The following is a 25073-nucleotide window of genomic DNA, read 5'->3' on the forward strand; positions in this document are numbered from 1 at the left end:
AGGTGCTCCTACGAGGGGGTTCAGCGCTGGTCGGAGGGTTGCCGCTGCCCGGGGACGCCGGGCGGCCAGCCAACCCGGACTCCGGACGGATCGTGGATGCCGAACCTGGCCAGTTCCTCCTCGGCTTCCGCACGGACCTGGATGAAGCTGGCGCGCAGCTCGGCGAGCAGGTGGCGCAGCATCGCCACCTCCTCTTCGAGCGCGAGCACGCCGGGCATGGGCGCCCTGCTCGCCCCGCGGGCGACGCGCACGAGGGCGGCCGTCCCGATGATCGCCGTGATCACGAGGCAGGCGGTGAAGACGGAGGCGAACCCGGGGGCGGGCCCGCGCAGGAACGGGTGCTCGATCAGGACGGAGGCGGCGGCCACGCCGATGGCGCCGCCGAGCATCCTGGCCGTGTTGATCGCGCCGACCGCCGCCGCGTACTGGGCCGGTTCCGCGGCGATCGTGCCCGCGGTGAACGTTCCGGTGGACAGCAGGCCGAAGCCGCTGCCGAGCAGGACCGCGCCCAGCAGGCTCCACGCCGTGGGCGAGGGCTGGGCCAGCAGCAGCGCGCACCCGCCGCCGAGGACCAGCGCGCCCAGGTAGATGACGCCGTTGAGGCTGAGCTTGCGGCCGGCCAGCGTCGCCATCGGGCTGGCCACGATCATCGCGATCGAGATCGGCGTCAGCCACCAGCCGATCTGTATCGTGTCGAATCCGCTTTCGCGCAGGTAGAGCGGACCTGTCGCGAGCACGATGAACGACAGCGCGCCGTAGAGGAACGACGCGGTGCCGCCCCACAGGAACCCGGGGCGCCGCCACAACGTCATGTCGATCGCCCCCGCCGGGTGCCGCCACGAGGTGGCCAGCGCCGCGGCCAGCAGGACCAGTGCCGCGCCCACGCAGATCAGCGTCCGGTCGGAGGTCCAGCCCCACACGTCGCCCCTGGAGACGGCGATCACCGCCGTGGCGATGGCGCCGATGAGCGCGAAGGCGCCGAGGATGTCGGGCATGCGGCGGATGGCGCCCAGCGAGCGTGGCAGGGCGGGGGTCAGGCACAGCAGCAGGCCCGCGAGGATCGCTCCCGGCAGGAACAGGCCGCGCCAGCCGTACGCCTCCATGAGCCACCCGCCACCCCCTTGCAGGGCGAGCGCGCCGATCCCCGATGAGGCGCCCCACAGCGCGACCGCCCCGGCACGGCGCGAGGGTGGGAGCTCGCCGAGCAGCAACCCCAGCGACGCGGGGAACATCATCGCGGCGCCCAGGCCCTCTGCGAGCCGCCCGGCGAGCAGAATGTGCCAGGCGGGCGCCAGGATCACCGCGGAGGCGCCGAGGCCGTAGATCAGGAGTCCGAGCGCGAGCACGCTGCGCCGGCCGAACAGGTCGGCGAAGCGGCCCGCCGTCGCCAGCAGCGCGGCCACGGCCGCGAAGTTCCCCGTGCTCACCCACGTGATCTCGGCGAGCGGCAGTCCCGCCGTCATGGGATCGGCGCTCAGCAGGGGTACGGCCAGCGTCGTCGCCGTGCTGTCCGCCATGATCGCCACCACCGAGCCCGAGGCGACCAGGCGCAGCAGGACGTAGCCACGGCGGGCGCGGTGGCGGTGCGGGCGCCGCCGCTTCCTGGCCTTCTTCTCGGCGGCCTTCTTGGCCGCCGGAGGAAGCGTGACGTGCTCACGGATGGGCGTGAGCGTCATTGTGGGCTCCGATTGGGGACGGTCGCAGCGACCAGGCGCTCCGCGGTGCCCACCAGGCGGGTCTCGGGTTGCGGCTCCGGGGGCGGGGCGGTCAGTCCCGCCAGGGTGCGGATGGCTCGTAAGGCGATGTCCAGATGCTCGGCGCAGCGCCGGCGCACGCGTTCCTCGAGGCCGGTCACCTGGGCGAGCCTGATCCTGAGCGGCTCGACGGTGGAGACGCGCTCAAGGTCGCCGAGCACGGCGAGCCTGGCCGGCCAGCGCAGGTCGTGCGCCACGCGGTCGAGGGTCTGCGCGGCGATGTCGGCCGGGTCGGCGATGGGCCGGCACAGCAGCCTGGCGGCGGTTCTGAGCGCCAGGGAGGCGGTCCTCTCGTGGTCGCTGAGCCGGTGTTCCAGCGCGTTGCGCAGCACGCGGGCGCGGTGGTCGAGGGCGGGCGCGCTCCAGCCCAGCACGAGCAGGCGGTCGGAGCCGACCTCGGTGTGCCATCCGGCCAGGCCGATCTCGCGGGCCATCCGGTGGTGGACGGCCCAGAGCCGGTCTTGGGCGCACGAATCGGGCTCCGCCCACACCTGGACGCCGCCCAAGGGCAGGTCGGCGGTGCGTATCCGGGCTTCAGGACCGGCTATCCGAACGCAGATCTGCTGGATGGCGAGGGCCTGCGCGCCCTGACCGGTCTGGTCTCTGACGAACCACGAGCTGCCCTGGATCACGTCCCGGCCACCTCTCGTTGTTAAGTGGCAGTTATCAGATACGGTTTTGATAGTGCTCAGATGTGTTCTAGCGTGTCAACTGTCACTTTCGTCATGAGAAGATTACGCAGGTCAGGGGGCCTTCCTTTACGCTGTGGTCAGTCCGCTCCCGACGGGAGGTTTGGTGGCAAATTTCGCTGAGCGACTCGATCACGCGCTGAGCAAGCGCGGATACACGGGTGCTCAGGTGGCCGCCGCCCTGACGACCGCCGGCATCCCGATCACCAGGGCATATGTCAGCCAGTTGCGCACGGGCAAGCAGACGAACCCGACGCTCCAGGTGCTCCAGGCCCTGGCCAGTTACCTTCAGGTGAGTGTCGGCTGGCTTCTGGGTGAGGACTATCTGGAGTCCGGGGCCATGCAGGACCTGCAACTGCGCGCCGCCGCGATCGGCGCCTCCGCCTCCGGCCTGTCCGAGGGCTCGCTGGACCTGCTGCGCGACGTCGTCGACATCGCCCGCCGCGCCGAGGGACTGCCCGCCAGGACCGCCACCAGCGACCTGCCGGACGCCGCCAGGCTCAGCGACATCGCCGTGACCGCCCTCGCCGACCGCCTGCGCGGCCTGCGCCTGGCGGCCCGCATGTCGCCCGCCGACGTGGAGTTCGCGCTCGGCCGCGGGGTGGCCGCCGTCGCCGCGATCGAGGAGGGCAAGCTCGCCCCCGCGCCCGCGACCGTCGCCCGCATGCTCTCCCTGTACGGCGTGTCCGCCCCCCACCTGCGCGAGCACCTGATGACGCTGGCCAGAGGTGAGCGCGAGCCGTCCTGGTACGACGCCAGCACCGTCTCGCCCCTCGCGGCCACCGTCTACGCGCTGGAGGAGCGGGCCTCGGTCATCAGGACCTACCAGACCCAGACCGTCCCGCCGCTGCTGCAGACCGAGCTCTACGCCAGGGCCGCCATCCAGGTGGCGGGCATGGCGACGCCGGGCCTGACCTCGGTCGACGACGCCGTCCAGGTGCTGCTGACCCGCCAGGCGCTGCTGACCAGGCCCGACGGGCCGGTGTTCTGGGCCGTGGTCGACGAGAGCGCCCTGATGCGCTCGATCGCCGGGCCCGACGTCCAGGCCGCCCAGCTCGACGCGCTGATCCAGCACGCCAAGCGGCCCAACGTCTCGATCCACATCGCGCCGATCACCGACCCGGCGTACCTGCCGCGGACCGGGCCGTTCACGTTGTGGCGCTTCGCCGAGCCGTACGAGCCGGACCTGGCCTGCGCGCACTCGATCGAGTCCGACGAACTGGTCACCGACGGCACCGCGATCGAGGTCTACCACCAGGCGTTCGCGAAGCTCTCGGTGATCACCACGACCCGCGACGAGACCCTCGACATGCTCTACGCTCACCGCCAGCGCCTGGGTCCCTGATCACCCTGGGTGAGCCTCTGTAAGCCCGGCAGGCGGGTTTCGGGCAGGGGGTCCGCGAGGGCCCCGGAGAGGGCCGCCGAGCTTGTCCGGTGAGGGGCCCGCGTAAACAGGCCTGTCCGGTATGGGCGCGGCTCACTCGGGGAGGGCTCCTACCAGGGGTTTTCCGGGGGCCCTCCGGAGGCTCAAACAAAAAAGAAGTATTTCCCGAAATAGCTATTGCCAGACCACGGCGATTATGGATCATTATTGACTTCGGTCACCGCGTGGGGTCAGGTGCCAACTTTCCCGTGATTGTTTGTGGCGAGGGGAAAGGGCCCACACTCAATGCGTCAACGCGCCATCCGAAACCTGGCCAATCTCGTGACAGAGAAAGCCACGCCGACCCGAGTACTAGACGCGGCAGCCGGAGGAAAGAACAACTTCTTCGCTGACCGGGACGCGGTGCGCCGCTACGACAGCGCCGCCGCCGTGAGCGCCACCGCCGCCAGGGAGGTCCACGGCTTCCTGGCCCGAGTCATCCGCCATCTGTCGTCGGTGGGAACCGACCAGCACCTCGTGATCGGCAGCGGCGTCCCCGGAGGGCTCCCGGCCGGCCGCCTCCTCCACGACGTCGCCCGAGCTCATCCACTCACCCCCAACGCCCGGGTGGTCTACGCCGAGTCCGACCCGATGATCCTGGCCAACGCGCACGCCACTATCGAACCGATCAGCGACCTGGTGCGCGTCGTCGAAGGAGAAGCCCGGGAGATCGACACCTTGCTCAACGACCGGATCGTGAGCACGTTCATCGACTGGGACCGCCCGGTAGGCATCATGATCGTCTCTGGGCACAGCATCCTGGACGACGAGGAGTTCCGCTACGTGCTCAAACGGCTCGGGCAGGCCGGTCCACCCGGCAGCCATCTGGGGCTCCTGCAGGCCACCCTTGACGGCATCCCCGCCGAGTTGCTGCCCGCCGTGTACGACCTGATCGCCATGACCCTGCCCGGCTACGCGACCCGCGACCGCGAGCGCCTGGCAGCCGTCCTGGACGGCCTCGACCTGGTCGACCCCGGCCTGGCGTGGGTCTCGCAGTGGCGTCCAGACGCCCACTGCAACCCCATTCCACCGGAGTCCTCGGGCAACTACGGGGCCGTCGCCATCCTGCACTGAACACCTGCCCGGGGGTACGGCCCGCCGTACCCCCGGGCGGGAAGGCACGAAGGAGGAGAGGCCCCTGGGGTCAGTCCCACCAGAACGACCAGGCATGGCCGCCGACCAGTTGCTCCGCGTAGCCGATCAGGTCGCCGGCCCCCTGCACCACGTTGTCCGGGCAGAACGTCCAGTGCTCGGCCGCCACGTGCAGGGCATGCTCGACGTCCCCGGGCGGCGCGGCCACGCTCAGTTCGAGGGTGTTGAAGCCGAGGCTCACCACTCGGGCGCCGAAACGGTCCTCCCAGCTGCGGATCACGGCGGCCAGCGGGACCATCCACTCGTTGTGGTGCAGCGCGCCCTGCCAGCCCATGACGGCCAGCGCGTCGGCGCCCCGGTCGACCGCGGCCAGGCCCATCGGCATGCCCCGGGACGCCAGCTCGCCCGCGTACCAGTCGGCGACGGCGCCGGGCTCGGCCACCAGCACGCCGGGCGGGGCCAGCCCCGGGCAGAGCGCGCCGAAGGGCTCCAGCTCGCTCAGCGCCTCCGCGGGCACCTGGGCCACCCACTCCTGCCAGACCTCGGCCATGAAGCCCTCGGCGGTGAAGTGCTCGATCTGGCCGGCGTCGTCGGGCACCACCTGGCCCGCCGCCCACGGCTGGGCCGATTCGTCGAGCAGGACCGGCCATAACCCGCTGCGGGCGTGCTCGGCGCGGAAGGCCGACCACTCGGCGCCGGTGACGGGCTCCTCGCTCATCCAGAACGCGGGCCTGGCCGCCTTCTGCGCGAACCCGGGATCGGGCCAGACCAGGTCGCCCGCGGGCACGCCGACGGCCAGGGTGCGCCCCATGCCGCCGTCGGCGAACAACTGGCGCAGCTCCTGTGGCAGCCGCAGATCATTCACGCCCATCGGGGGAGATGGTAGTGCCGAACGCCGACATCGCCTCGGGCGGCGGGACATTTGTCCTGGGCGATCCTGGACCGACGTTCCTTCCTGCGGCGGGGCGGGGTCGGCACCGTTGAGTGCATGAAGATTCTGCTCGCGGCAGCCGTACTGCTGACCGGATGCGCCGACGCGCGCACGGCGGCCGTCACCACCGACACGGTCGTCACCACCGACAAGGGCGCGGTGCGCGGGACGGAGGCCGGCGGACACCGGCTGTTCCAGGGCATCCGCTACGCCACCGCGCCCCGCTGGGACTCCCCGCGGCCCGTCGCGGCCTGGCGGGGCGTCCAGGACGCCACCCGGCCGGGCAGCCCGTGCCCGCAGGTCGGGGCCGACTACGCCAAGATCACCAGCGAGAACGAGGACTGCCTGTTCCTGAACGTCACCACCCCGGCCAGGAAGGGCACCAAGCGGCCGGTCATGGTGTGGATCCACGGCGACGGCGCGCTCGGCGCGGGACACCTGTCCGACGCCAGAACGATCTCCGCCGCGGGCGACGCCGTCGTGGTCACGATCAACTACCGGCTCGGCGTGTTCAGCGGCTTCGGGTACCCGGGCCTGCGCGACGGCGGCACCTACGGCCTCCAGGACCAGCAGGAGGCGCTGCGCTGGGTGCGCCGCAACGCCGCGGCCTTCGGCGGCGACCCCGGCAACGTCACGGTGTTCGGCATCTCGTTCGGGGCCCTCGCCATCGGCGGGCACCTCACCTCGCCGGGCGCCAAGGGACTGTTCCACCGGGCCGCCATGCAGAGCGGCGAGACCATGATGGACATGCCCGCCGGCAGCATGGTCCCCGGCCTGGAGGCCCTGCCGTCCTACGCCTGGCGCCCGCCGGCCCAGACCGAGGCGCTCGGCCGCATGTACGCCGGGCAACTCGGCTGCGCCGACCTGGCCTGCCTGCGCGGGCTGCCGGTGAAGAAGATCCTCGCCGTCCCGCAGATCATGAACGCCTTCCAGTCCTACACCTACGGCAACGCCGTCCTGCCCGAGATCCCCTCCAAGTCCCTTGAGAAGGGCCGCTTCCACCGCGTACCCGTGCTGGCCGGGGCCACCAAGGACGAACACCGCATCTTCGCCGCCATGCGCGGCAAGATCGCCTACCCGCAGGCGCTGAAGGAGACCTTCGGCGAGCGCACCGCCGAGGTCGCCAGGGAATACCCCCTCAAGAGGTACGGCAAGCCCGCCGTCGCCTGGGCCGCGGTCATGACCGACCGCATGTGGGCCCGCGGCACCCATGCCCAGAACACCCTGCTGGCCAGGCGGACACCCGTCTACGGCTACGAGTTCGCCGACCGGGACGCGCCGATGTTCCTGCCCATCAAGGCCGGCTTCGACCTGGGCGCCTATCACGCGGGCGACCTGCCGTACCTCTTTCCCGAGAAGGGACTGAAGCTCACCCCCGCCCAGCGCGAGCTGTCCGCCCAGATGGTCTCCTACTGGACGAACTTCGCCCGCACCGGCGACCCCAACGGCGCGGGCCTGCCCACCTGGCCCAGGCTCAAGGGCGGCACCCTGTCGCTGGAGCCGGGCAGGATCCGCCCCATCGACTACGCCGCCGAGCACCGGCTGGCCTTCTGGAACTAGCGTGGACCCATGACCGTGCGCGTGCTGATCGCGGAGGACCAGGGCATGATGCGCGACGCCCTGGCCCTCCTGCTCGGCCTGGAGGACGACCTGGAGATCGTGGCTCAGGTCCCGACGGGTGAAGAGATCGTCGCGGCGGCCCTGGAGCACGCGCCGGACGTCGCGCTCCTCGACATCGAACTGCCCGGCCGCAGCGGCCTGGACGTCCTGCCGGAGCTGCGCTCGGCGCTGCCCGGCTGCGCGGTGCTGGTCCTGACCACCTTCGCCAGGCCCGGCTACCTGCGCAGGGCGATGGAGGCGGGCGCCGCCGGCTTCCTGGTCAAGGACGGCCCCGTGGAAGAGCTGGCCGCCGCCATCAGGAGGGCGGTGGCGGGGGAGCGCATCGTCGACCCCGCGCTGGCCGCCGCCGCCCTGCACGCCGGGCCCAGCCCGCTGACCGACCGCGAGCGCGACGTCCTGGCCGCCGCCCTCGACGGCGCCACCGTCGCCGACGTGGCCGCCCGCCTGCACCTGTCGGAGAGCACGGTACGCAACCACCTGTCGTCGGCCATCGGCAAGACCCACACCAGGAACCGGATCGAGGCCGCCCAGCTCGCACGGCACAATGGTTGGCTGTGACGACCTATGACGCGGTATTGAGCGACCTCGACGGAGTCCTCCGGATCTTCGACCACGCCGTCCAGTCCGACATCGAGGCCCGCTACGGCCTGCCCCTGATCAAGACCGCGTTCCGTCCCGACCTCCTCCTGCCCGCCACGCTCGGCCAGATCACCTCACGTCAGTGGGTCGAGGCGGTCGTGGCCGAGCTGGGCGGTCACGACAGCGCCAGGCAGGCCGTGGAGGAGTTCGCCGAGGTGCCGTTCTGGGTGGACGAGGAGGTCAGGGCGGTGCTGGCCAAGGCGCAGGAGCGGGTGCCGCTGATCATCGTCACCAACGCCATGGACAACCTCGACGCCCACCTCGACCGCCTCGGCCTCACCTACTTCGCCGACGCCGTGGTCAGCAGCGCAAAGGTCGGCCACGCCAAGCCCGACAGCCGCATCTACCAGATCGCCGCCGAACACGCCGGGGTGGCGCCCGAGCGCTGCCTGTTCATCGACGACCGGCTGGAGAACGTCGAGGGCGCCCGCGCGCTCGGCATGACCGGCATCCACTACCGGGGCATCGAGGACCTGGCGCCGCTCACGCGCTAGCCATGTCGAAGAAGCGGCGCTCCAGGGAGACCGCCCGCCGGAACACCCCCAGCACCTCCTCCCGCCGCCCCTCGCCGAACGTCTTCCCGAGCCGGTCGAGCTCCCCGCGCAGGAACCCCACCCAGGCACGGAACTCCGGCCCCTCGTGCAGCTCGATCCACTCCCGGTGCACGAACCCCTCGGGCAGCGGCTCCCGCGCCCGCGACGCCCAGTCGAGATAGCTCCACTCCGCCACGCACAGCACCGCCACGATGAGCGCGTAGTCCTGCGCCACCCTGACCTCGTCCATGAGCCCCCGGAACTCCGCCGTAACCGCCTCAGGCGCCGCCTCGGTGCTGCCCCCGAGCTGGGCCAGCGCCCGGTGGAAGTAGGTCTTCTCCTCCGTCGTGGCCACCTGTCCCAGAAACTTCCCGTACGGCACGCGGGCCTCGAACGTGTCCGCGCTGGCCACGGCCGCCCCGAGCAGTGCGGTGAAGGAGTCGACGAACAGGAAGTCCTGCTCCAGGTAGTGCCGCATGTCGGCGGTGCCCTTGGTGATGGCGGCGGCGAACGCGTGCCCGGCCACCGCCTCCCACTCCTCTGCGCACTGCTCATGCAACCACGTGCTGAAAGCGTCATCACTCATGCCCGCGACTCTAAACACCCCACCCCCAACCCCGCCAACCTGCGGCCTTCGGGTTCGGCGGGTGACGGCGGGGCAGGTGGGCGCCGACGCGCGAACCCCGCCGCGGCCGGGGGTGCCGGGCGGGCGGGGTCGGGGCGCGGGCAGAACTCCGTACCAGAGGAGATCACCGCCACGGCGCGGGCCGCGCCGCCCGCGCCGGGCTCAGGTCGGCCCTAGTAACCACCTCCCGTCGTCTTCGTCGGCTTCGGGGTGGGATCGCCGGCGGGCGCGGGGGTGGCGGGGCGTGCGCCCGCCGGCCGGAGAAGCCCGATCAGGCCGTGCTTGGCGCCGTCGATGCCGGCCGCGAACCACACGGCGTTCTCGCCGCCCGTCGCGGCGGTGCCGGGCTCCAGGTCCCAGAGGCCGGGCAGGACGACCGGGCGGCCGTTCGCGCCGCGCAGCGCGCCAAGGTGGCGGCCGCTTCTGAAGGCGTGCACGGTGCCGTCGCCGAAGTTGCCGACCAGCAGCGAACCGGCCAGGGCGCCGAAGCCGCGCGGCGCCGTGGTGATCGCCCACGGGGCGTTGAGCGGGCCGCGGCCGATGCGGCCGGTGAGCCTGCCGTCCGGGCTGAACCGGCTCAGGAACCCCTTGCCACGCCCGGGAACCGCCTTGCCGGTCCGCGGATCGCGCAGCGCCGAGGCGACCCAGACCGAGCCGTTGGCCACCGCCACGTTGAACGGATGGTAGTTGCGGGGCAGGGCCCGGTCGCGGAACTGGGAGCGGCCCAGCCGTACCCGGTTGAAGTCGTCGTCGAAGGCGTGGATACGGCCACCGGCGAAGTCGGCGGCCAGCAGGAACGAGCCCTCGTCGCTCTCCAGCATGGCCAGGCCCTTGTAGTCGGCACCCCGGGTGAACGCGGCGATGATCGCGTTGGCGGGGTCGGCCTCGGCGTTCCAGCCGGTGATGGCGCCGCTCGGGCTGGCGAAGATGAACGTGGCGGGCTTGCCCTTGACGGTGAAGCCCTCGCCGGTGTTGACGACCTGGCCGGTCGGCGCGCCGCCGGGGACGGCGACCTCGGTCCGCTCCTTCTTGCCGTTGCCCGAGTAGACGGTGGCGGTGCCGGTTCCGGTGTTGGAGACCCACAGGGTCTTGCCCATGGCCAGGCCCCAGGGGTTGACGACCTTGGGGTCGGTGACGGCGGCCTTGCCACGTACGTCGGAGACGAGGTTGACGACGTCGAAGCGGTTGCGGGGGGTGGTGGATTGCGCGGGGGTGGTGAGGGTAGCTCCCAGCACGACCGCGACAGCGCCGAGCGTGATGATGCCGCGTCTATGGGGGTGCCGCATCCGTGCCTCCTTGGTATGCGCTTGTGACGCGAGATACGCGGGAGGCGGGAGACTGGTTCATCGCTCGTCATGACCGGGAATGGGACAGACATGGAAATACTGGGCATTGATATCGGAGGCTCGGGGATCAAGGGCGCGCCCGTGGACGTGGAGGCCGGACGCCTCACGCAGGAGCGCCTGCGCATCCCCACGCCGCATCCGGCCAAGCCCGCCGCCGTGGCCGAGACCGTAGCCGAGATCGTCAAGCACTTCGCCTGGCGCGGCCAGGTCGGCGTGACGTTCCCCGGCGTGGTCACGGACGGCGTGGTCAAGACCGCCGCGAACGTGCACCACTCATGGGTGGGCGTCAACGCCTCCGAGCTGTTCGACGGGGCCCGGGTGATCAACGACGCCGACGCCGCGGGCCTGGCCGAACTCGCCTTCGGGGAGGGCAGGGGGCGCAAGGGGACCGTGCTGATGCTGACGTTCGGCACGGGGATCGGCAGCGCCCTGTTCATCGACGGCACGCTCGTGCCCAACACCGAGCTCGGCCACCTCGAACTGCACGGCAAGGACGCCGAGCACCGCGCCTCCGACCGCGCCCGCGAGGAGCACGACCTCGGCTGGAAGGACTGGGCGGAACGCGTCGAGACCTACCTGAAGCACGTGGAGATGCTGTTCTCGCCCGCGCTGTTCATCATCGGTGGCGGCGTCAGCAAGAAGGCCGACCGGTTCCTGCCGCACGTCAAGATCGACACCCCGGTCGTGCCGGCCGCGCTGCAGAACGAGGCGGGCATCATCGGCGCCGCCCTCACCTGCGCAGCCGGTCCGCACGCTCCCGCGTGAGCGGGTCGCCGGGCGCCAGCCGTAGCGCGGTCTCCATGGCGGCGGCGGCCTCCTCCCGCCGCCCGAGACCCGCGAGCGCCAGCGCCCGCGCCGAGTGGGCGTCGGCCTCGTCCTCCTGGCCCAGGCCCAGCGTCAGGGCCCGCTCGAGGTCGTCGAGCGCCTTGCCGTACAGGCGCAGATCGACCCGCACCTGACCGCGGCCCGACAGGGCGCGGGCGGTGGCGGCGGGCTCGCCTCCCGGGCGGGCCGCGAGCGCCTGTGTGAACTCGGCCTCCGCGTCCGCCGGCGAGCCCAGCCGCCACAACGCGAAACCGAGGCCGGTCCTGGCCTCCACGTCGGTGCGGTTGACCTCCACGGCCTGGCGGTAGAGGTCCGCGGCGGCCCGGTGGTCGCCGCTGGTGGCCACCACGTTGGCCAGTGCCGACAGCGAGCGCGCCGTGGAGACCCGGTCGGCCAGCGACTCGAACCCGTTGAGCGCCCGCCTGAAGCTCTCCCGCGCCGCGCTCAGGTCGCCCTCCACCAGCGCGATCTCGCCGTGCAGCGCCATGGCCTGGGCCTGCCTGCGGGTGTCGCCCGCCATCTGGTAGCGGGTGGCGGCGACCGAGGCGAGGCGGCGGGCGCCGGTGAAGTTGCCCTCGCCGAAGGCGGCCGCGGCGGCCTCGGTGAACACGCCGGTGTCGGCGGGCGGCCCGCCGGAGCCGGGGCCGGGATCGGCGAAGGCGTCGCCGGCCCCGCGCACGACCTCGATCAACTGGTCCTGCCCGAGCTGGTACCACGTGCCGCGCAGCCGCGTCGTGGCCGTCAGCAGGTGCCGGGCGACCAGGGCGTCGGCCACCTCGTTGCGCATGTCGGCCGTCCTGGTCAGGCCGCGGAGCTTGGTGTCGCGCGTGCCGTACTCCGTGATGAACGCCGACTCCACCCAAGCGCGCACGTCCGCGACGGGCACGCCGGTCTCCAGCGCCGCCTCCTCGGTGGCCCGCCGGTAGAAGGCGGTCAGCGCCTGGGCGACGCCGGGCGTGCCGGTCAGGCCGGGATCGGCCCAGCTCTGCGCGCAGACGATCTGCAGGTGCAGCGGCTCGACGAGGGGATGCACCACGCTCGCGGCGTTGCCCAGCAGGTCGGTGTGGGTGCTGGTGCGCAGCCGGTCGACGAGCGCGCGCGCCTCCTCGTCCGGCAGCTCCCTGCCGGTGCCACGCCTCGGTCCCTGTACGGCTTCCGCCGCCGCCCGCTCGTCGAGCCCGTCGAGCCGCCGGTAGTTGACGGGCACCCCGAGCAGGCCCTCGCCGGCGTTCACCGAGGCGAGATGGTCGTCGCGCACGACGAGCAGCAGGTTGAGCGAGGGGATCTCGGCCAGTGCCGCGGCGAGCTGGCGCAGCAGCCCGTCACGCTCGGCCACGCGGGTCGGGAAGGCGCTGTAGACCTCCTCGAACTGGTCGACGGCCGCCAGCAGCCGCCCGCTCGGCGGCATCTCGGTGACCCGCCCGGCGAGGAACTCGGCGACGGTGGTGCCCGGCGTGGCCGGCGCGCCCCAGTCGCTGAGCACCGAGTAGACGAACGCGTTGTGCCCGGCGGCGACGGCGCGGGGCGGGGCGGGCGGCGCGAGCCGGCTCGGCCGCACCGTGACCACGTGCGGCTCCTGTTCGAGGAGCGGCAGGATGCCGGCCTGCAGCAGCGAGGTCTTGCCCACCGCGGGCGGCCCGTGCAGGACGGTGACGCGGTCGGCCAGCCAGTCGAGGGAGAGGTTGCGGGCCTGGACGCGGCGGCCGAAGAATAGATGGGCCTCGGAGCGCAGGAAGGGGCGTGGACCGACGTAGGGCGAGCCGTTCATCACGTCCCTCTCAGCCGCGAGTCGAGCATGGCGGTGAAGTCCTCCAACGACATCCAGAAGATCTCGATCTGCTGCCGGCCCAACCGCTTGTCTAGGTATTCGCGCACCGCGGCCCTTCGTTTCACCCGCGGATCGAGCTGAAGGCACACGTGGGTGCTGCGCTGGCCGTCCGGCATGGCGATCATGAGCGACTTGAAGAGGGTCCAGAAGGTCGAGTCGCGCAGGCTGTAGCCGAGGAAGAGCAGCGGGGCGCGGCGCAGCCGGGTGCGGACGTACGACGGCACGATGGCCGCCCGGTCGGCCTCCGGGGTGAGGCTCTTCTCGCGCCCGTCACGGGCGTGGCGGACGTGGAAGTCGATGTAGTCGTCCTCGGTCAGCACCATCGAATGGGGGATCGAGTGGTGTCCGTGCAGGTGGAAGACAAGAGGACGCTCGGCAGTGGGGTCCTCGGGCAGGGGCGGCCGCCGCTCGTCGTCATCGTCCACCCCGGAGGAATACCACGGACTCACATTCCAGGTCGGCCTTTTACCCGCGCGCAGCAACGCCTCCACCATGAAATCGTCGTAGTTGGTCGTTAAATACAGAGGAAGATCGCAACGTGCCAAGATGTGGTGGATATCAAGTTGATCGGTAGTTAACGTGACTTGCGAGAAAACTGTCCGGTGGAGTGCCCGTTTGAGTTGGTTCGCATCGTGATTGAACTCCATCACAACTGCATACTGCATGACGCTGGACAGGTTGTCGGTGTCGTGGTAGGGATAGCCCACTCGATCGGCCCAGTCCTTGGCCAGTGCCGCGCCCGTGGGCAGGCCCTGACTCGCCCCGGCACCCAGGAAAGGGACACACTCTTTCTCCTTAATTGACTTAACCAGATTCTCCCAGCCTCTAGTGCTCTGCACGTTTCCTGCCGTTCTGGTCCAGGTGGAATCTTCAGTAATCCGGATGGAACGGCGTGAGTCAACGGCCAGGAAAAACGCCATATCTCTCCGACGGCAGGCAGTCTGGAAGCACGGGGTCCTCGCCTACCATTGAAGCTTGACAAGGTGAGGCGTTCAATGCGTACAAATCCCCATTAGCGGGACATATCTCCGGTTTAGAATGACAGGGAGCGATCGGCGTGACACTAGGGGCGTCCGAGGGTGGAGCGAAATCCCGCGTCACCGTGTGGGGCAAGGAAATTCCTTTCCGTAACCCCAATTTCACCGGGCGTATCTCCGAGATCGAGGAACTGAGACACGGCCTGGCCCGGGAGAGCGCGGCCGTGATCGACCAGCCGCCCCAGGCCCTGTTCGGACTCGGCGGCGTCGGCAAGACCGAGATCGCGGCCGAGTACGCCCACCGCCACCGCGGCGACTACGACCTCGTCTGGTGGATCCGCTCCGAGCAGGAGACCGCCGTGGTCAACGGCCTGGTCGCGCTCGGCCGCCGGATGCAGCCGCCCGGGTTCCGCGCCGAGGAGCGCGACTACTCGGCGCAACTGGTCATCGAGGCCCTGGAAAAGGGCGAGCCTTACGGAGACTGGCTGATCATCTTCGACAACGCGAACAACGCCGGGATGATCTCGGAGTACATCCCGCGGGGGCGGGGACACGTGATCATCACCTCTCGCGACTCCCACTGGCGCAAGGCGCTGGGCGTCTCGGGGATCGAGGTGGGGGAGTTCACCCCCGACGAGACCGTGGAGTTCCTCAGCAAGCGGGTGCCGGCCCTCACCGGCAACAGGGCCGAGGCCGCCGTGCTGGCCGCCGAGCTCGGGCACCTGCCGCTGGCCGCCGAGCACGCCGCCGCGTACATGAACGAGACCGGGACCTCCGCCGCCGAGTACCTCACCAAGCTGCGCGACAACGCCCACGAGCTGCTGGCGCGGGAGGTCGACATCCCCTACCCGCTCGCCGTGGCCGCCACCTGGGGCGTCTCGCGCGATGCCATCTCGGCGGAGGCCGACACGCTCTTCCAGGTCATGGCGTTCTTCGCGCCGGAGCCGATCGCCGAGGAACTGCTGGCGCAGCCCGCCAAGGCCGGCGACCTGCCCGACGACCTCGGCCGGGTGCTCGGCGACGTCGGCGAGCTCAGGCAGGCCGCCCGCCAGCTCGCCCGCTTCTCCCTGGCCAAGATCGACGGGGTGCTCAACGCCGTGCAGATGCACCGCGTGGTCCAGGCCGTGACCCGTAGCCGCCTGATGCGCGAGAACCCGGAGCAGGCCGAGCGGTTCCGCCATGCCGTACACCTGCTGCTGGCCGGATCCGACCCCGGCGCGCCCGGGCTCGACGAGAGCGACCCCCTCTACGAGCGCTCGCGCAGCCACATCGTGCCGTCGGGCGCGATCGAGAGCGCCGACGTCACCGTCCGGCAGTTGATCATCAACCAGGTACGCAGGCTCCACCGCCGGGGCGGCTTCTTCGAGAGCCTCTCGCTCGGCGAGCAGGCCCTGGAGGACTGGAAGCGGCGCTTCGGCGAGGACGACCGGCTGACGCTCGCCCTGGCCATCGAGGTGGGCAAGGCCACCCGGCTCAGCGGCCACTGGGAGCGCGCCTACGAGCTCAACCTCGACACCCTCGAACGGCTGCGCGCCTTCGGCGAGGACGACCAGACCTACCTGGCCTGCGCCCTCAGCCACGGCGTCGACCTGTGCATGCTGGGCCGCTACCAGGAGGCGCTCGACAACGACCTCGACCTGCTGCCGCGCTACGAGCGGGTCTTCCGGCCGGAGCACGAGTTCACCCTCCAGGTGCGCAACAACATCGCGATCAGCCTGCGCTGCCTGGGCCGCTTCGAGGAGGCGCTGGAGCACGACAGGATCGCGCTGACCATGCGCGAGAACATGTTCGGCCCCCAGGAGGAGCAGACGCTGACCTCCCGCTTCGCCGTGGCCCGCGACCTGCGCCGCATGGGCAGGTACGAGCAGGGCCTGGACATGATCAGGGACGTCGACCAGTTGCTCGTGCGCATGAACGCCCCCTGGGACGCTCTTCGCGTGTTCACCGCGCTGGACCTGGCGATCGCGCTGCGCCGCGTGGGCTACCACCAGCAGGCCGCCGCCCAGGCGGAGGAGACGCTGGCGACGCAGAACGCCTCCAAGGGCCCCGACCACCGCATGACGCTGCTGGTGTCCACGAACGTCATCAACGACCGGCGGCTGATCGACGACCTGGCCGGTGCCCAGGCGCTCGGCGAGCAGACCGTCGCGGGCTGGACGAAGGCGGCGGGCGACGACCACCCCAACACGCTGTCGGCCCGCGCCAACCTGGCGGTCGTGATGCGGGTGCGCGGCAACCCGCGCGCCGCCCGCGAGCTGAACGAGCAGGCGCTGGCGGGCTTCCGCCGCCACTTCGGCGACGACCACACCAGCACGCTGGTGGTCATGCACAACCTCGCCAGCGACCTGGCCATGATGGGCGCGGTGCGCCAGGCGCGGGAGCTGGGCGAGGCGGCGTACGAGGGGCACCGCCGGGTACGCGGCGTCCACCACCCCTGCACGCTGGCCACCGGGGCGAACCTCTCGGTCGACCGGCTGGCCGACGGCGACGAGGAGGGCGCGGCGCGGCTGCGCGAGGAGATCCTGGCCGCCTACGCCGAGACGCTGTCCAACGAGCACCCCGAGGCCCGCCTTGCCGCCCAGCAGGGCCGGATCAACCTCGACGTGGAGCCGATGATGAGCTGAACTCCGCCTCGGCCGCCCGCGCGGCCGGAGCGGGGACGGGCTCGGCGAGGGCGGCGCTGATCCGAGCGGACAGCGGGCGGGCCAGCAGCGCGCCCGCGGCCGTCAGCGCCCCCGAGCGGCCGAGCTGCTCCATGGCCCGCCCGGTCGCCAGCCGCCACAGCGCGAAGGCCGCGGCGTGGCCCGGCCGCTCCTTCAGCGGCCCGGCCAGCCATTCGGCCCGGTGAAACTCCATCACGGCCACGTGCGCGAAGATGCCCTGGAGGGTGGCGGCGGCGTCGCGCTCGCCCGCGCGCCAGTGGACCGCGAACCGGCCGGGGTGCCCCGGCACGGTCAGCGCGACGATCTCCTCGGCGGCGCCGAGCACCTGGTGCTGGAGTTCGTGGGCGAACGTGGCGGCCAGTTCGGCCGCGCCGCCGGGCGCGGAGAGCGCGACCGCGCCGAAGGCGACGCCGGAGGTGGCGCTGAAGGTCTCCGGCGGGGCCGGCGCGACGACCGGCACGACGGTGGTGACCAGCTCGGCGAACGCCCCGGCGACGCGCGGGTGGCGGGCCAGCAGCAGCCGGTACGCCTCCCGGCACAGCCCGGCCCAGTCCGCCGGTTCCGCGACGGCCAGCCCGAAGTGCCCGCGCAGCGGCTCGCCGGTCTCGAACCGCAGCCTGAGCGGCCGGGGTCCGTCGAGCGCGGCCGGCCCCTTCTCGCGCTCCAGCGCGGCCAGCAGGACGCCGGCGTCACCGGCCCCGTGGCGCAGGGCGTCGTCGGCCCAGGCGCCGAGCTGGGGCGAGATCAGGACGTCCAGCGCCTGGCCGGGATGGGAGCCGAGCCGCCGCCAGAGGTCGTCCACGGCGACCGGGCCGGACGAGCGGCGTACCGACTCGAGCAGGGCGATGTTCCTGCTGGCGACGGCCCGCTTGAGCGTGTCGACGAGTACCGGCGAGAACCTGCCCGCGCCCAGCCCGGCCAGGTCGGCGGGCGACAGCGTGTGACGTGCGTAGCCGCCGGTCACCGATCTCGCGGGCCGGGCTGGTCGGGCTGGGGGCACGCCTTGTCGCTCTTGTTCCACCGCCTGCCGGCGGGGTCGGTCGCCAGGTGACGGGCCAGAGACTCGCGCAGGACCTCATCCGGCACCGTTGCCAGGCGGTCGAACGGGATGTGGGTCAGATCGACGAGCATGGGCTCGCCCATAGAACCCCCTGCGGCCATGTGGGTGTCCCTTTCTGTGGTCAGCCAAGCACTCTTGAAGCGTCCCAAATCCTCTCGAACTGCTCAATCCAGTAGTGGTACCAGTACCCATGCGCGCGCCGGGTCAATTCCAGGTGCATGCGGTTGTCGGTCGCCCGGTTGCCGACCCCGTGCAGCTCCACTATCACCGTGCCGTCGCCGCCCGCCGGGTTGACGGCCAGGACGCTGAAGCCCGGGTTGTAGGGGAACGTGGCGTACTCCACCCGGCCCGCCACGTGCCAGCCCTTCATCGCGGCGAGCCGGTCGAGCGCGGTCGCGATGCTCGCCGGCAGGTTCTGCAGCGGGAACTCCAGCCCGGCGTCGAGCTGGCGGGTGGCGAGGTCCACGGCGTGCAGCGCCTCCGGGTCCAGGAGCACCACGCGGAAGACGCCGTCGGAACGGCTCAGCACGGTCCTGCGGATGGTCTCGCAGTTAGCCTCGGACAGCAGGTTGATGCCGGACGGGGCGAACAGCCACACCTCCCGCGCGTCCTGGAGCCGGTCGCGCAGCGGGTACGACTCGAAGTCGGCCCGGTCGCCCAGCGGCGGGCGCGAGCGGTCGGGCACGGTGACCCGGTGCAGCAGCACGCCCATGCCGGCCAGGATCGCCGCCCACCGGTACTGCTCGGCCACCGCCTCCCCGACCAGCGTCAGCACCGCGAAGACGATCGCCACGACCGCGATCACGTAGGCGTCGAGATTCCTGCGCTCTCGGACGTCACGCAGGACGCGGCGGGCTGAACGTCGCATGACACCTCCGTCCCGATCGTGTCATCGGTCATGAGGCGCGTCCATACGGCCAGAAATCCTTCGGGATCATGCAACCCTTCAGGCGTCTCAGGAGTCTCACTAGTGTCCGTGATCGACCGTGGTGAACTCTGGGGAGAGTGCTGACACACCGCGGCCGGTCACGGACACAGGAGTTATTGGGATGCGATCGACGGCGCGCTCAGGCACGATGGTCCGTTGGCACCCGGCACGCGGGGCTCAAATATCCTGAAAGCAGTATGGGAACCTCGTCGTTGTCTTCTCCACTCACCGAGCTTCAGAGCCGCCTGCCCGAGCTCATGCCGCGCGACCAGCGGCGGCTTCGGCGCAGGCTCGACGGCGTGCGCCGGGTGCGCTCCCGCGAGGCGCGGGACAAGATCGCCGCGGAGATCCTGGCGGACGTGGAGCGTGCCGAGCAGCGCCTGGTACGCCGCCGCGAAGCCGTACCGGTGGTGAGCTATCCGCAGGAGCTGCCGGTCTCCCAGCGCAAGGACGACATCCTCGCGGCCATCCGCGACCACCAGGTCGTGATCATCGCGGGTGAGACCGGATCGGGAAAGACCACGCAGATCCCCAAGATCTGCCTCGAACTCGGGCGCGGCGTGCGCGGCCTCATCGGCCACACCCAGCCCCGCCGCATCGCCGCCCGCACCGTCGCCGAGCGCATCGCCGAGGAGCTCGGCACCGAGCTCGGCCAGACCGTCGGCTACAAGGTCCGCTTCACCGACCAGGGCAGCGACCGCACCCTGGTCAAGCTCATGACCGACGGCATCCTGCTGGCCGAGCTGCAGAACGACCGGCTGCTGGAGCAGTACGACACGCTGATCATCGACGAGGCCCACGAGCGCAGCCTCAACATCGACTTCATCCTCGGCTACCTCAAACAGCTCCTGCCCCAACGCCCCGACCTCAAGGTCATCATCACCAGCGCCACCATCGACCCCGAGCGCTTCTCCCGCCATTTCGGCGACGCCCCGATCGTCGAGGTCTCCGGCCGCACCTACCCCGTCGAGGTCCGCTACCGCCCGCTCAACGAGGACGACGACCAGACGCAGGGCATCGTCGACGCCTGCAAGGAACTGGTCCTGGAAGGGCCGGGCGACATCCTGGTCTTCCTCAGTGGCGAGCGGGAGATCCGCGACGCCGCCGACGCGCTGTCCAAGGCCGAGTTCCGCAACACCGAGATCCTCCCCCTGTACGCCCGGCTGAGCGCCGCCGAGCAGCACCGCGTCTTCCAGCGCCACACCGGGCGGCGCGTCGTGCTGGCCACCAACGTGGCCGAGACGTCGCTGACCGTGCCGGGCATCAAGTACGTCGTGGACCCGGGCTTCGCCCGCATCTCCCGCTACAGCCACCGCACCAAGGTACAGCGCCTGCCCATCGAGGCCATCTCCCAGGCCAGCGCCAACCAGCGCAAGGGCCGGTCCGGGCGTACCTCCGACGGCATCTGCGTGCGGCTGTACGAGGAGGAGGACTTCCTCAACCGGCCCGAGTTCACCGACCCGGAGATCCTGCGCACCAACCTCGCCAGCGTCATCCTGCAGATGACCTCGATCGGGCTGGGCGACATCGAGGCGTTCCCGTTCGTCGAGCCGCCGGACAAGCGCCAGGTACGCGACGGCGTCAACCTGCTCGTCGAACTCGGTGCCTTCGACGCCCAGGGCAAGCTCACCGGCGTCGGCCGCAAGCTCGCCGGGCTGCCGGTCGACCCGCGCCTGGCCCGCATGGTGCTGGAGGCCGACAAGAACGGGTGCCTGCGCGAGGTCATGGTCATCGCCGCCGCGCTGTCGATCCAGGACCCGCGCGAACGCCCCGCCGACAAGCAGCAGCAGGCCGACGAGAAGCACCGCCGCTTCGCCGACCCCGAGTCCGACTTCCTCACCTACCTCAACCTCTGGAACTACCTCAAGGACAAGCAGAAGGAGCTGTCCTCCAGCGCCTTCCGCCGCCTGTGCAAGGCCGAGTTCCTCAACTACCTGCGCGTACGCGAGTGGCAGGACATCTACAGCCAGATCCGGCAGACGCTCGGGGTCCAGCCGAACAGCGCTCCGGCGGCGCCGTACCAGATCCACTCCTCGCTCCTGGTCGGGCTGCTGTCGCACATCGGCGTCAAGGACGTCGTGGACAAGCAGCGCGGGCAGGACGGGCGGCGGCCGATCCAGGAGTACGTCGGCGCGCGCAACGCACGCTTCGCGATCTTCCCCGGTTCGGCGCTGGCCAGGAAGCAGCCGCAGTGGCTGATGTCGGCCGAGCTGGTCGAGACCTCGCGCCTGTGGGCCAGGGTCAACGCCAAGATCGAGCCCGACTGGGTGGAGCCGCTCGCCCAGCACCTGGTCAAGCGCAACTACTCCGAGCCGCACTGGGAGAAGAACCAGGGCGCGGTCATCGCGCTGGAGAAGGTCACGCTGTACGGCGTGCCGCTCGTCGTCGGCCGCAAGGTCAACTACGGGCGCATCGACCCGGAGCTGTCACGGGAGCTGTTCATCAGGCACGCCCTGGTCGAGGGCGACTGGGACAGCCACCACGCGTTCCTGCGCGAGAACCGCAAGCTGCTCGGCGAGGTCGAGGAGCTGGAGGCGCGGGCCAGGCGGCGCGACATCATGGTCGACGACGAGGCGCTGTTCGACTTCTACGACCAGCGGGTGCCCGCGGACGTGGTCTCCGCGCGGCACTTCGACTCCTGGTGGAAGACGGTCTCCGACAAGAGCGCGCTGACGTTCACGCCGGAGATGCTGGTCAACGAGAACGCCGACGTCAGCGCCCAGGACTATCCCGACACCTGGCGGCAGCTCGGCCAGCGGATGAAGCTGACCTACCAGTTCGAACCGGGCACCGACGCCGACGGCGTCACCGTGCACGTGCCGCTCCAGGTGCTCAACCAGGTCAACGGCGACGGCTTCGACTGGCAGATCCCCGGCCTGCGCGAGGAGCTGATCACGGCGCTGATCCGGGCGCTGCCCAAGCACCTGCGCCGCAACTTCGTGCCCGCCCCCAACTACGCCAAGCAGGTCCTCGCGGGCGTCAAGCCGACCGGCGAGCCGCTGCTGGAGGCGGTCGAGCGCGAGCTGCTGCGGCTGACCGGGGTACGCGTGCCGCGCGACGCCTGGCAGCTCGACCAGGTGCCCGACCACCTGCGCATCACCTACCGGGTGATCGACGAGCGCAAACGCACGGTCGCCGAGGGCAAGGACCTGGACGCGCTGAAGAAGCGGCTGGCGCCCCGGGTGCGCAAGACGCTCTCGGCCGCGGGCGACGACGTCGAGCGCACCGGGCTCCACACGTGGAGTTTCGGCACGCTGCCCAAGGTGTTCGAGCAGGGCCGGATGAAGGGCTATCCGGCGCTGGTGGACGAGGGCTCCAGCGTCGGCGTCAAGATCTACGAGACGCAGGCCGAGCAGCGCCGTTCCATGTGGACCGGCACCCGCCGCCTGCTGCTGCTCAACGTCACCAACCCGGCCAGATCGCTGCTCGGCGGCCTGTCCAACCAGGCCAAGCTGGCGCTGTCACGCAGCCCGCACGGCGGCGCGGTGGCGTTGTTCGACGACGTGGTCAACGCCGCGGTGGACAAGCTGATGACGGACGTGGGCGGCCCGGCCTGGGACCCGGTCTCCTTCGACCGCCTCTACCAGCACGTACGGGCCGACCTGTACGACACGGCCAGGGACGTGCTGGGCAAGGTGGAGCAGATCCTGAGCACCTGGCACACGATCGGCACCCAGCTCACGGGCCTGCGGGCCGGGGCCTCGACGGAGGACGTCCGCGACCAACTGGGCAAACTCATCTTCGCGGGGTTCGTGACGGCGACAGGTGCGCAACGCCTGCCCGACATCTCCCGCTATCTCCGGGCTATCGAGCGCCGCCTGACCAAGCTTCCCGAGGAGCCCTGGCGGGACGAGGAGTGGATGGGGAAGGTTCACAAGGTCGAGGACGACTACCACGACCTGCTGGAGCGCCTGTCCCCGGCCCGCCGCACCGACCCGGACGTCCGGGAGATCCGCTGGATGATCGAGGAGCTCCGCGTCAGCTTCTTCGCCCAGACCCTGGGCACCCCCACCCCTGTCTCGGAGAAGCGCATCGCCAAGGCGATGGAGAAGCTCACTCCGTAAGTTCGGCGGTGTCCAGGTCGTAGTCGACGGGCTCGGGCAGGTGCACGGTGGTGCCTAGATCCTGCGTGACCGTCGTCCGGTAGCTGTCGTCGACGATGTCGCTGTGCACGGTCAGGGTGTCGGCGATGGGGTCGATCACGAGGCAGACGGGGATGCCGCCCATGGCGTAGAGCGGGGGTTTGACGTCGTAGTCGTCCGTGACGCTGCCTGGTGACACTATTTCGGCCACCATGACCACACCAGTTGACCGCAACTCATTGCCCCAAAGGGGGCAGTCCTTTGGAGCCAGGGCGTAGTCGGGCACGAAGGTGTCACGGGGGCCTTCGATGCAGATGTCCACGCCGACATAGGCCTCCCAGTCGTGCTTGTCCTGCACGGGCTGGAGCAGCCGTGCGAGCCGCATGGCGAGAGCTTGGTGCCTGGGCGTACCCATAGGGCTCACGTGCAAATTCCCTTCGATGACCTCGACCCGGAGACCGGGGAGGGGGGGTAGGGCATCGAACAGCTCCCGCACGGTTCTGGGTAGCTCGTCGGCGGGAGCCTCGTAGGGCCTCACGCGTGGCCTGGTGAACATCGCGACCATGGAACCTGTCCCTTCGTATCCGGGCGGGTACGCTCAGTATCGCATCATGCCCCCGCATCGCGCCGGTAAAAGACGGAGAGCCCGGCGGCCAGAGTCACGGCGACGAATGCGGTGTAGAGGGCGAAGCCCCAGAGATCGCCGTCCGGCGACAGGATGGACAGGCCCGCGACCGTGGGCCAGATCCTGGACACCCACTCCGGCAGCAGCCGCAGGATCGCGATCACCAGCACGGTGGCCGACACCACGACGATGACCCCGCCCGCCGTCGAGCGCACCAGGAAGCCCGTGGCCAGCCCGAACAGCCCCAGCATGCCCAGGTAAAGGCCTGCGCCCAGGACCGAGCGGAGCGCCCCCGGGTCGCCCAGCGTGGCGTGCGGCAGGCCGGAGACGGTGAAGACGTGCTGGCCGATCAGGAACGAGGCCACCGCGGTCAGGAGCCCCGCGGCCGTGCCCAGCGACCCCACCACCGCGCACTTGGCCAGGAACAGGCGGCCGCGCCTGGGCACGGCCAGCACGCTGGTGCGCATGGTGGCGCCGGCGTACTCGGAGGTGACGGCCAGCACGCCCAGCACGCCGATCGCCACCTGCCCGAACAGCAGGCCGCCCTGAAGGCTGGCGGCGACCGGCTCCAGGCGCTCGCCCGAGCGGGCCGCCTCCGCCGCCGCGCCCGCCATGATCGTGCCGAGCCCCGCCGTGAGCACGGCGAGCGCGGCCAGGCACCACCAGGTCGAGCGGAGGGTGCGCAGTTTGATCCATTCCGCGGTCATGATCCGAACTCCACGTGGTCGGCGGTCAGGGCGAGGTAGGCGTCCTCCAGGGAACCGGCGACGTCCGTCATCGGCGTGTCGGCCAGCAGGCGCCCGCGGCCGATGACGATCAGGTGGTCGGCGGTCTGCTCCATCTCGGCGAGCAGGTGGCTGGAGACCAGGACCGTGCGGCCCTCGGCGGCCAGCCCGCGCATGAGGCCGCGGATCCAGCGGATGCCGCCGGGGTCCAGGCCGTTGACCGGCTCGTCGAAGATCAGCACGCCCGGATCGCCCAGGAGGGCGGCGGCGATGCCGAGACGCTGGGACATGCCCAGCGAGAACGTCCCCGCCCGCCGGCCCGCGACCTCGGCCAGTCCCACCTGCTCCAGGACGGCGGTGACGCGCGCGGCGGGGATGCGGTTGCTCGCGGCCAGCGCGCGCAGGTGGTCGCGGGCGCTTCTGCGCGGGTGCGCGGACCGCCCGTCCAGCAGGGCGCCGACCTCGCGCAGCGGCGCGGGCAGGCTCCGGTACGTCCGTCCGCCGATCGCGGCTCGCCCGGCGCTGGGACGGTCGAGGCCGAGGACCATTCTGATCGTGGTGCTCTTGCCGGCGCCGTTCGGGCCGAGGAAGCCGGTGACGACTCCGGGATGGACGGCGCAGGTCAGGTCGTCCACGGCGGTGGCGCGGCCGTACCTCTTGGTGAGCCCTTCCAGGGTGATGGTCTGGTTCATGGTGGAGATTCCAGCG

Annotated in this window: 20 protein-coding genes and 1 pseudogene; 8 read left to right on the forward strand and 13 right to left on the reverse strand. The window is 71.0% G+C overall.

Annotated elements, in window-relative coordinates; all coding sequences use genetic code 11:
- Positions 1-20 precede the first annotated feature (20 nt).
- Entirely contained in the window at positions 21-1676 is a 1656-nt protein-coding gene (locus ACIBEJ_RS10535) for an MFS transporter (protein ID WP_397182392.1), read from the reverse strand.
- On the reverse strand, positions 1673-2386 hold the full coding sequence (locus tag ACIBEJ_RS10540) for a hypothetical protein (RefSeq protein ID WP_397182393.1): 714 nt from the start codon (positions 2384-2386) through the stop codon (positions 1673-1675). The genes ACIBEJ_RS10535 and ACIBEJ_RS10540 overlap by 4 nt, the downstream gene beginning before the upstream one ends.
- Before the next feature lie 163 nt (positions 2387-2549).
- Here ACIBEJ_RS10540 and ACIBEJ_RS10545 point away from each other — a divergent pair, with 163 nt between their 5' ends.
- Positions 2550-3788, forward strand: a complete 1239-nt coding sequence (locus ACIBEJ_RS10545) for a Scr1 family TA system antitoxin-like transcriptional regulator (protein ID WP_397182394.1) — start codon at positions 2550-2552, stop codon at positions 3786-3788.
- Between the two features lie 360 nt (positions 3789-4148).
- Positions 4149-4940, forward strand: coding sequence for an SAM-dependent methyltransferase (locus ACIBEJ_RS10550; protein ID WP_397182395.1), 792 nt, complete (start codon positions 4149-4151; stop codon positions 4938-4940).
- A gap of 70 nt (positions 4941-5010) precedes the next feature.
- Here ACIBEJ_RS10550 and ACIBEJ_RS10555 read toward each other — a convergent pair whose 3' ends face one another.
- Positions 5011-5829, reverse strand: a complete 819-nt coding sequence (locus ACIBEJ_RS10555) for a DUF4253 domain-containing protein (RefSeq protein ID WP_397182396.1) — start codon at positions 5827-5829, stop codon at positions 5011-5013.
- 117 nt (positions 5830-5946) lie between these two features.
- Here ACIBEJ_RS10555 and ACIBEJ_RS10560 point away from each other — a divergent pair, with 117 nt between their 5' ends.
- The 3 genes from ACIBEJ_RS10560 to ACIBEJ_RS10570 are packed head-to-tail and all read left to right on the forward strand — an operon-like array spanning position 5947 to position 8642.
- On the forward strand, positions 5947-7449 hold the full coding sequence (locus tag ACIBEJ_RS10560; protein ID WP_397182397.1) for a carboxylesterase/lipase family protein: 1503 nt from the start codon (positions 5947-5949) through the stop codon (positions 7447-7449).
- A gap of 9 nt (positions 7450-7458) precedes the next feature.
- Positions 7459-8067 carry a DNA-binding response regulator gene (locus ACIBEJ_RS10565; protein WP_397182398.1) on the forward strand — a complete coding sequence of 203 codons (609 nt, stop codon included), beginning with the start codon at positions 7459-7461 and terminating at the stop codon, positions 8065-8067.
- The gene (locus tag ACIBEJ_RS10570; RefSeq protein ID WP_397182399.1) at positions 8064-8642 is read left to right on the forward strand and encodes an HAD family hydrolase; all 579 of its coding nucleotides are present in this window, start codon (positions 8064-8066) and stop codon (positions 8640-8642) included. The genes ACIBEJ_RS10565 and ACIBEJ_RS10570 overlap by 4 nt, the downstream gene beginning before the upstream one ends.
- On the opposite strand, the gene ACIBEJ_RS10575 is transcribed toward ACIBEJ_RS10570, so the two are convergent.
- Positions 8632-9267, reverse strand: a complete 636-nt coding sequence (locus ACIBEJ_RS10575) for a TenA family protein (RefSeq protein WP_397182400.1) — start codon at positions 9265-9267, stop codon at positions 8632-8634. The genes ACIBEJ_RS10570 and ACIBEJ_RS10575 overlap by 11 nt on opposite strands.
- A gap of 212 nt (positions 9268-9479) precedes the next feature.
- Positions 9480-10592: a TIGR03118 family protein gene (locus ACIBEJ_RS10580; RefSeq protein WP_397182401.1), complete on the reverse strand. Its 1113-nt coding sequence runs from the start codon at positions 10590-10592 to the stop codon at positions 9480-9482.
- 90 nt (positions 10593-10682) lie between these two features.
- Between ACIBEJ_RS10580 and ppgK the strand changes: the two genes are divergently transcribed.
- Positions 10683-11417 carry a polyphosphate--glucose phosphotransferase gene (ppgK, locus tag ACIBEJ_RS10585; RefSeq protein WP_397182402.1) on the forward strand — a complete coding sequence of 245 codons (735 nt, stop codon included), beginning with the start codon at positions 10683-10685 and terminating at the stop codon, positions 11415-11417.
- Here ppgK and ACIBEJ_RS10590 read toward each other — a convergent pair.
- Positions 11383-13245: a tetratricopeptide repeat protein gene (locus tag ACIBEJ_RS10590; RefSeq protein ID WP_397182403.1), complete on the reverse strand. Its 1863-nt coding sequence runs from the start codon at positions 13243-13245 to the stop codon at positions 11383-11385. The two genes, ppgK and ACIBEJ_RS10590, sit on opposite strands and share 35 nt — an antisense overlap.
- A complete protein-coding gene (locus ACIBEJ_RS10595; RefSeq protein WP_397182404.1) occupies positions 13245-14225 on the reverse strand; it encodes an SIR2 family NAD-dependent protein deacylase in 981 nt (326 codons plus the stop codon). The genes ACIBEJ_RS10590 and ACIBEJ_RS10595 overlap by 1 nt, the downstream gene beginning before the upstream one ends.
- A gap of 182 nt (positions 14226-14407) precedes the next feature.
- On the opposite strand from ACIBEJ_RS10595, the gene fxsT reads away from it, so the two are divergent.
- Positions 14408-16906: an FxSxx-COOH system tetratricopeptide repeat protein gene (gene fxsT / locus ACIBEJ_RS10600; RefSeq protein WP_397183246.1), complete on the forward strand. Its 2499-nt coding sequence runs from the start codon at positions 14408-14410 to the stop codon at positions 16904-16906.
- On the opposite strand, the gene ACIBEJ_RS10605 is transcribed toward fxsT, so the two are convergent.
- From ACIBEJ_RS10605 to ACIBEJ_RS10615, 3 genes are read right to left on the reverse strand one after another with little or no spacing between them, the layout of a single operon-like run.
- Complete coding sequence (locus ACIBEJ_RS10605; RefSeq protein WP_397182405.1) at positions 16875-17909, reverse strand: aKG-HExxH-type peptide beta-hydroxylase; 1035 nt, start codon at positions 17907-17909, stop codon at positions 16875-16877. The genes fxsT and ACIBEJ_RS10605 overlap by 32 nt on opposite strands.
- Complete coding sequence (locus tag ACIBEJ_RS10610; RefSeq protein ID WP_397182406.1) at positions 17906-18076, reverse strand: hypothetical protein; 171 nt, start codon at positions 18074-18076, stop codon at positions 17906-17908. Before ACIBEJ_RS10610 ends, ACIBEJ_RS10605 begins: the two co-directional genes overlap by 4 nt.
- A gap of 50 nt (positions 18077-18126) precedes the next feature.
- Positions 18127-18873 carry a hypothetical protein gene (locus tag ACIBEJ_RS10615; protein ID WP_397182407.1) on the reverse strand — a complete coding sequence of 249 codons (747 nt, stop codon included), beginning with the start codon at positions 18871-18873 and terminating at the stop codon, positions 18127-18129.
- Positions 18874-19130: 257 nt separating this feature from the next.
- Between ACIBEJ_RS10615 and hrpA the strand changes: the two genes are divergently transcribed.
- Complete coding sequence (hrpA, locus tag ACIBEJ_RS10620) at positions 19131-22997, forward strand: ATP-dependent RNA helicase HrpA (RefSeq protein ID WP_397182408.1); 3867 nt, start codon at positions 19131-19133, stop codon at positions 22995-22997.
- Here hrpA and ACIBEJ_RS10625 read toward each other — a convergent pair.
- From ACIBEJ_RS10625 to ACIBEJ_RS10635, 3 genes and pseudogenes are all read right to left on the reverse strand, one after another.
- The gene (locus tag ACIBEJ_RS10625) at positions 22987-23580 is read right to left on the reverse strand and encodes a Uma2 family endonuclease (RefSeq protein WP_397182409.1); all 594 of its coding nucleotides are present in this window, start codon (positions 23578-23580) and stop codon (positions 22987-22989) included. The genes hrpA and ACIBEJ_RS10625 overlap by 11 nt on opposite strands.
- A 44-nt stretch (positions 23581-23624) precedes the next feature.
- Positions 23625-24347, reverse strand: coding sequence for an ABC transporter permease (locus ACIBEJ_RS10630; protein ID WP_397182410.1), 723 nt, complete (start codon positions 24345-24347; stop codon positions 23625-23627).
- An 8-nt stretch (positions 24348-24355) separates the two neighbouring features.
- A pseudogene (locus ACIBEJ_RS10635) lies at positions 24356-25057 on the reverse strand (ABC transporter ATP-binding protein); the annotation flags it as partial.
- Between the last annotated feature and the right edge of the window lie 16 nt (positions 25058-25073).

Origin of the sequence: Nonomuraea sp. NPDC050790, assembly GCF_044456745.1 — a bacterium.
Taxonomy (GTDB): domain Bacteria; phylum Actinomycetota; class Actinomycetes; order Streptosporangiales; family Streptosporangiaceae; genus Nonomuraea.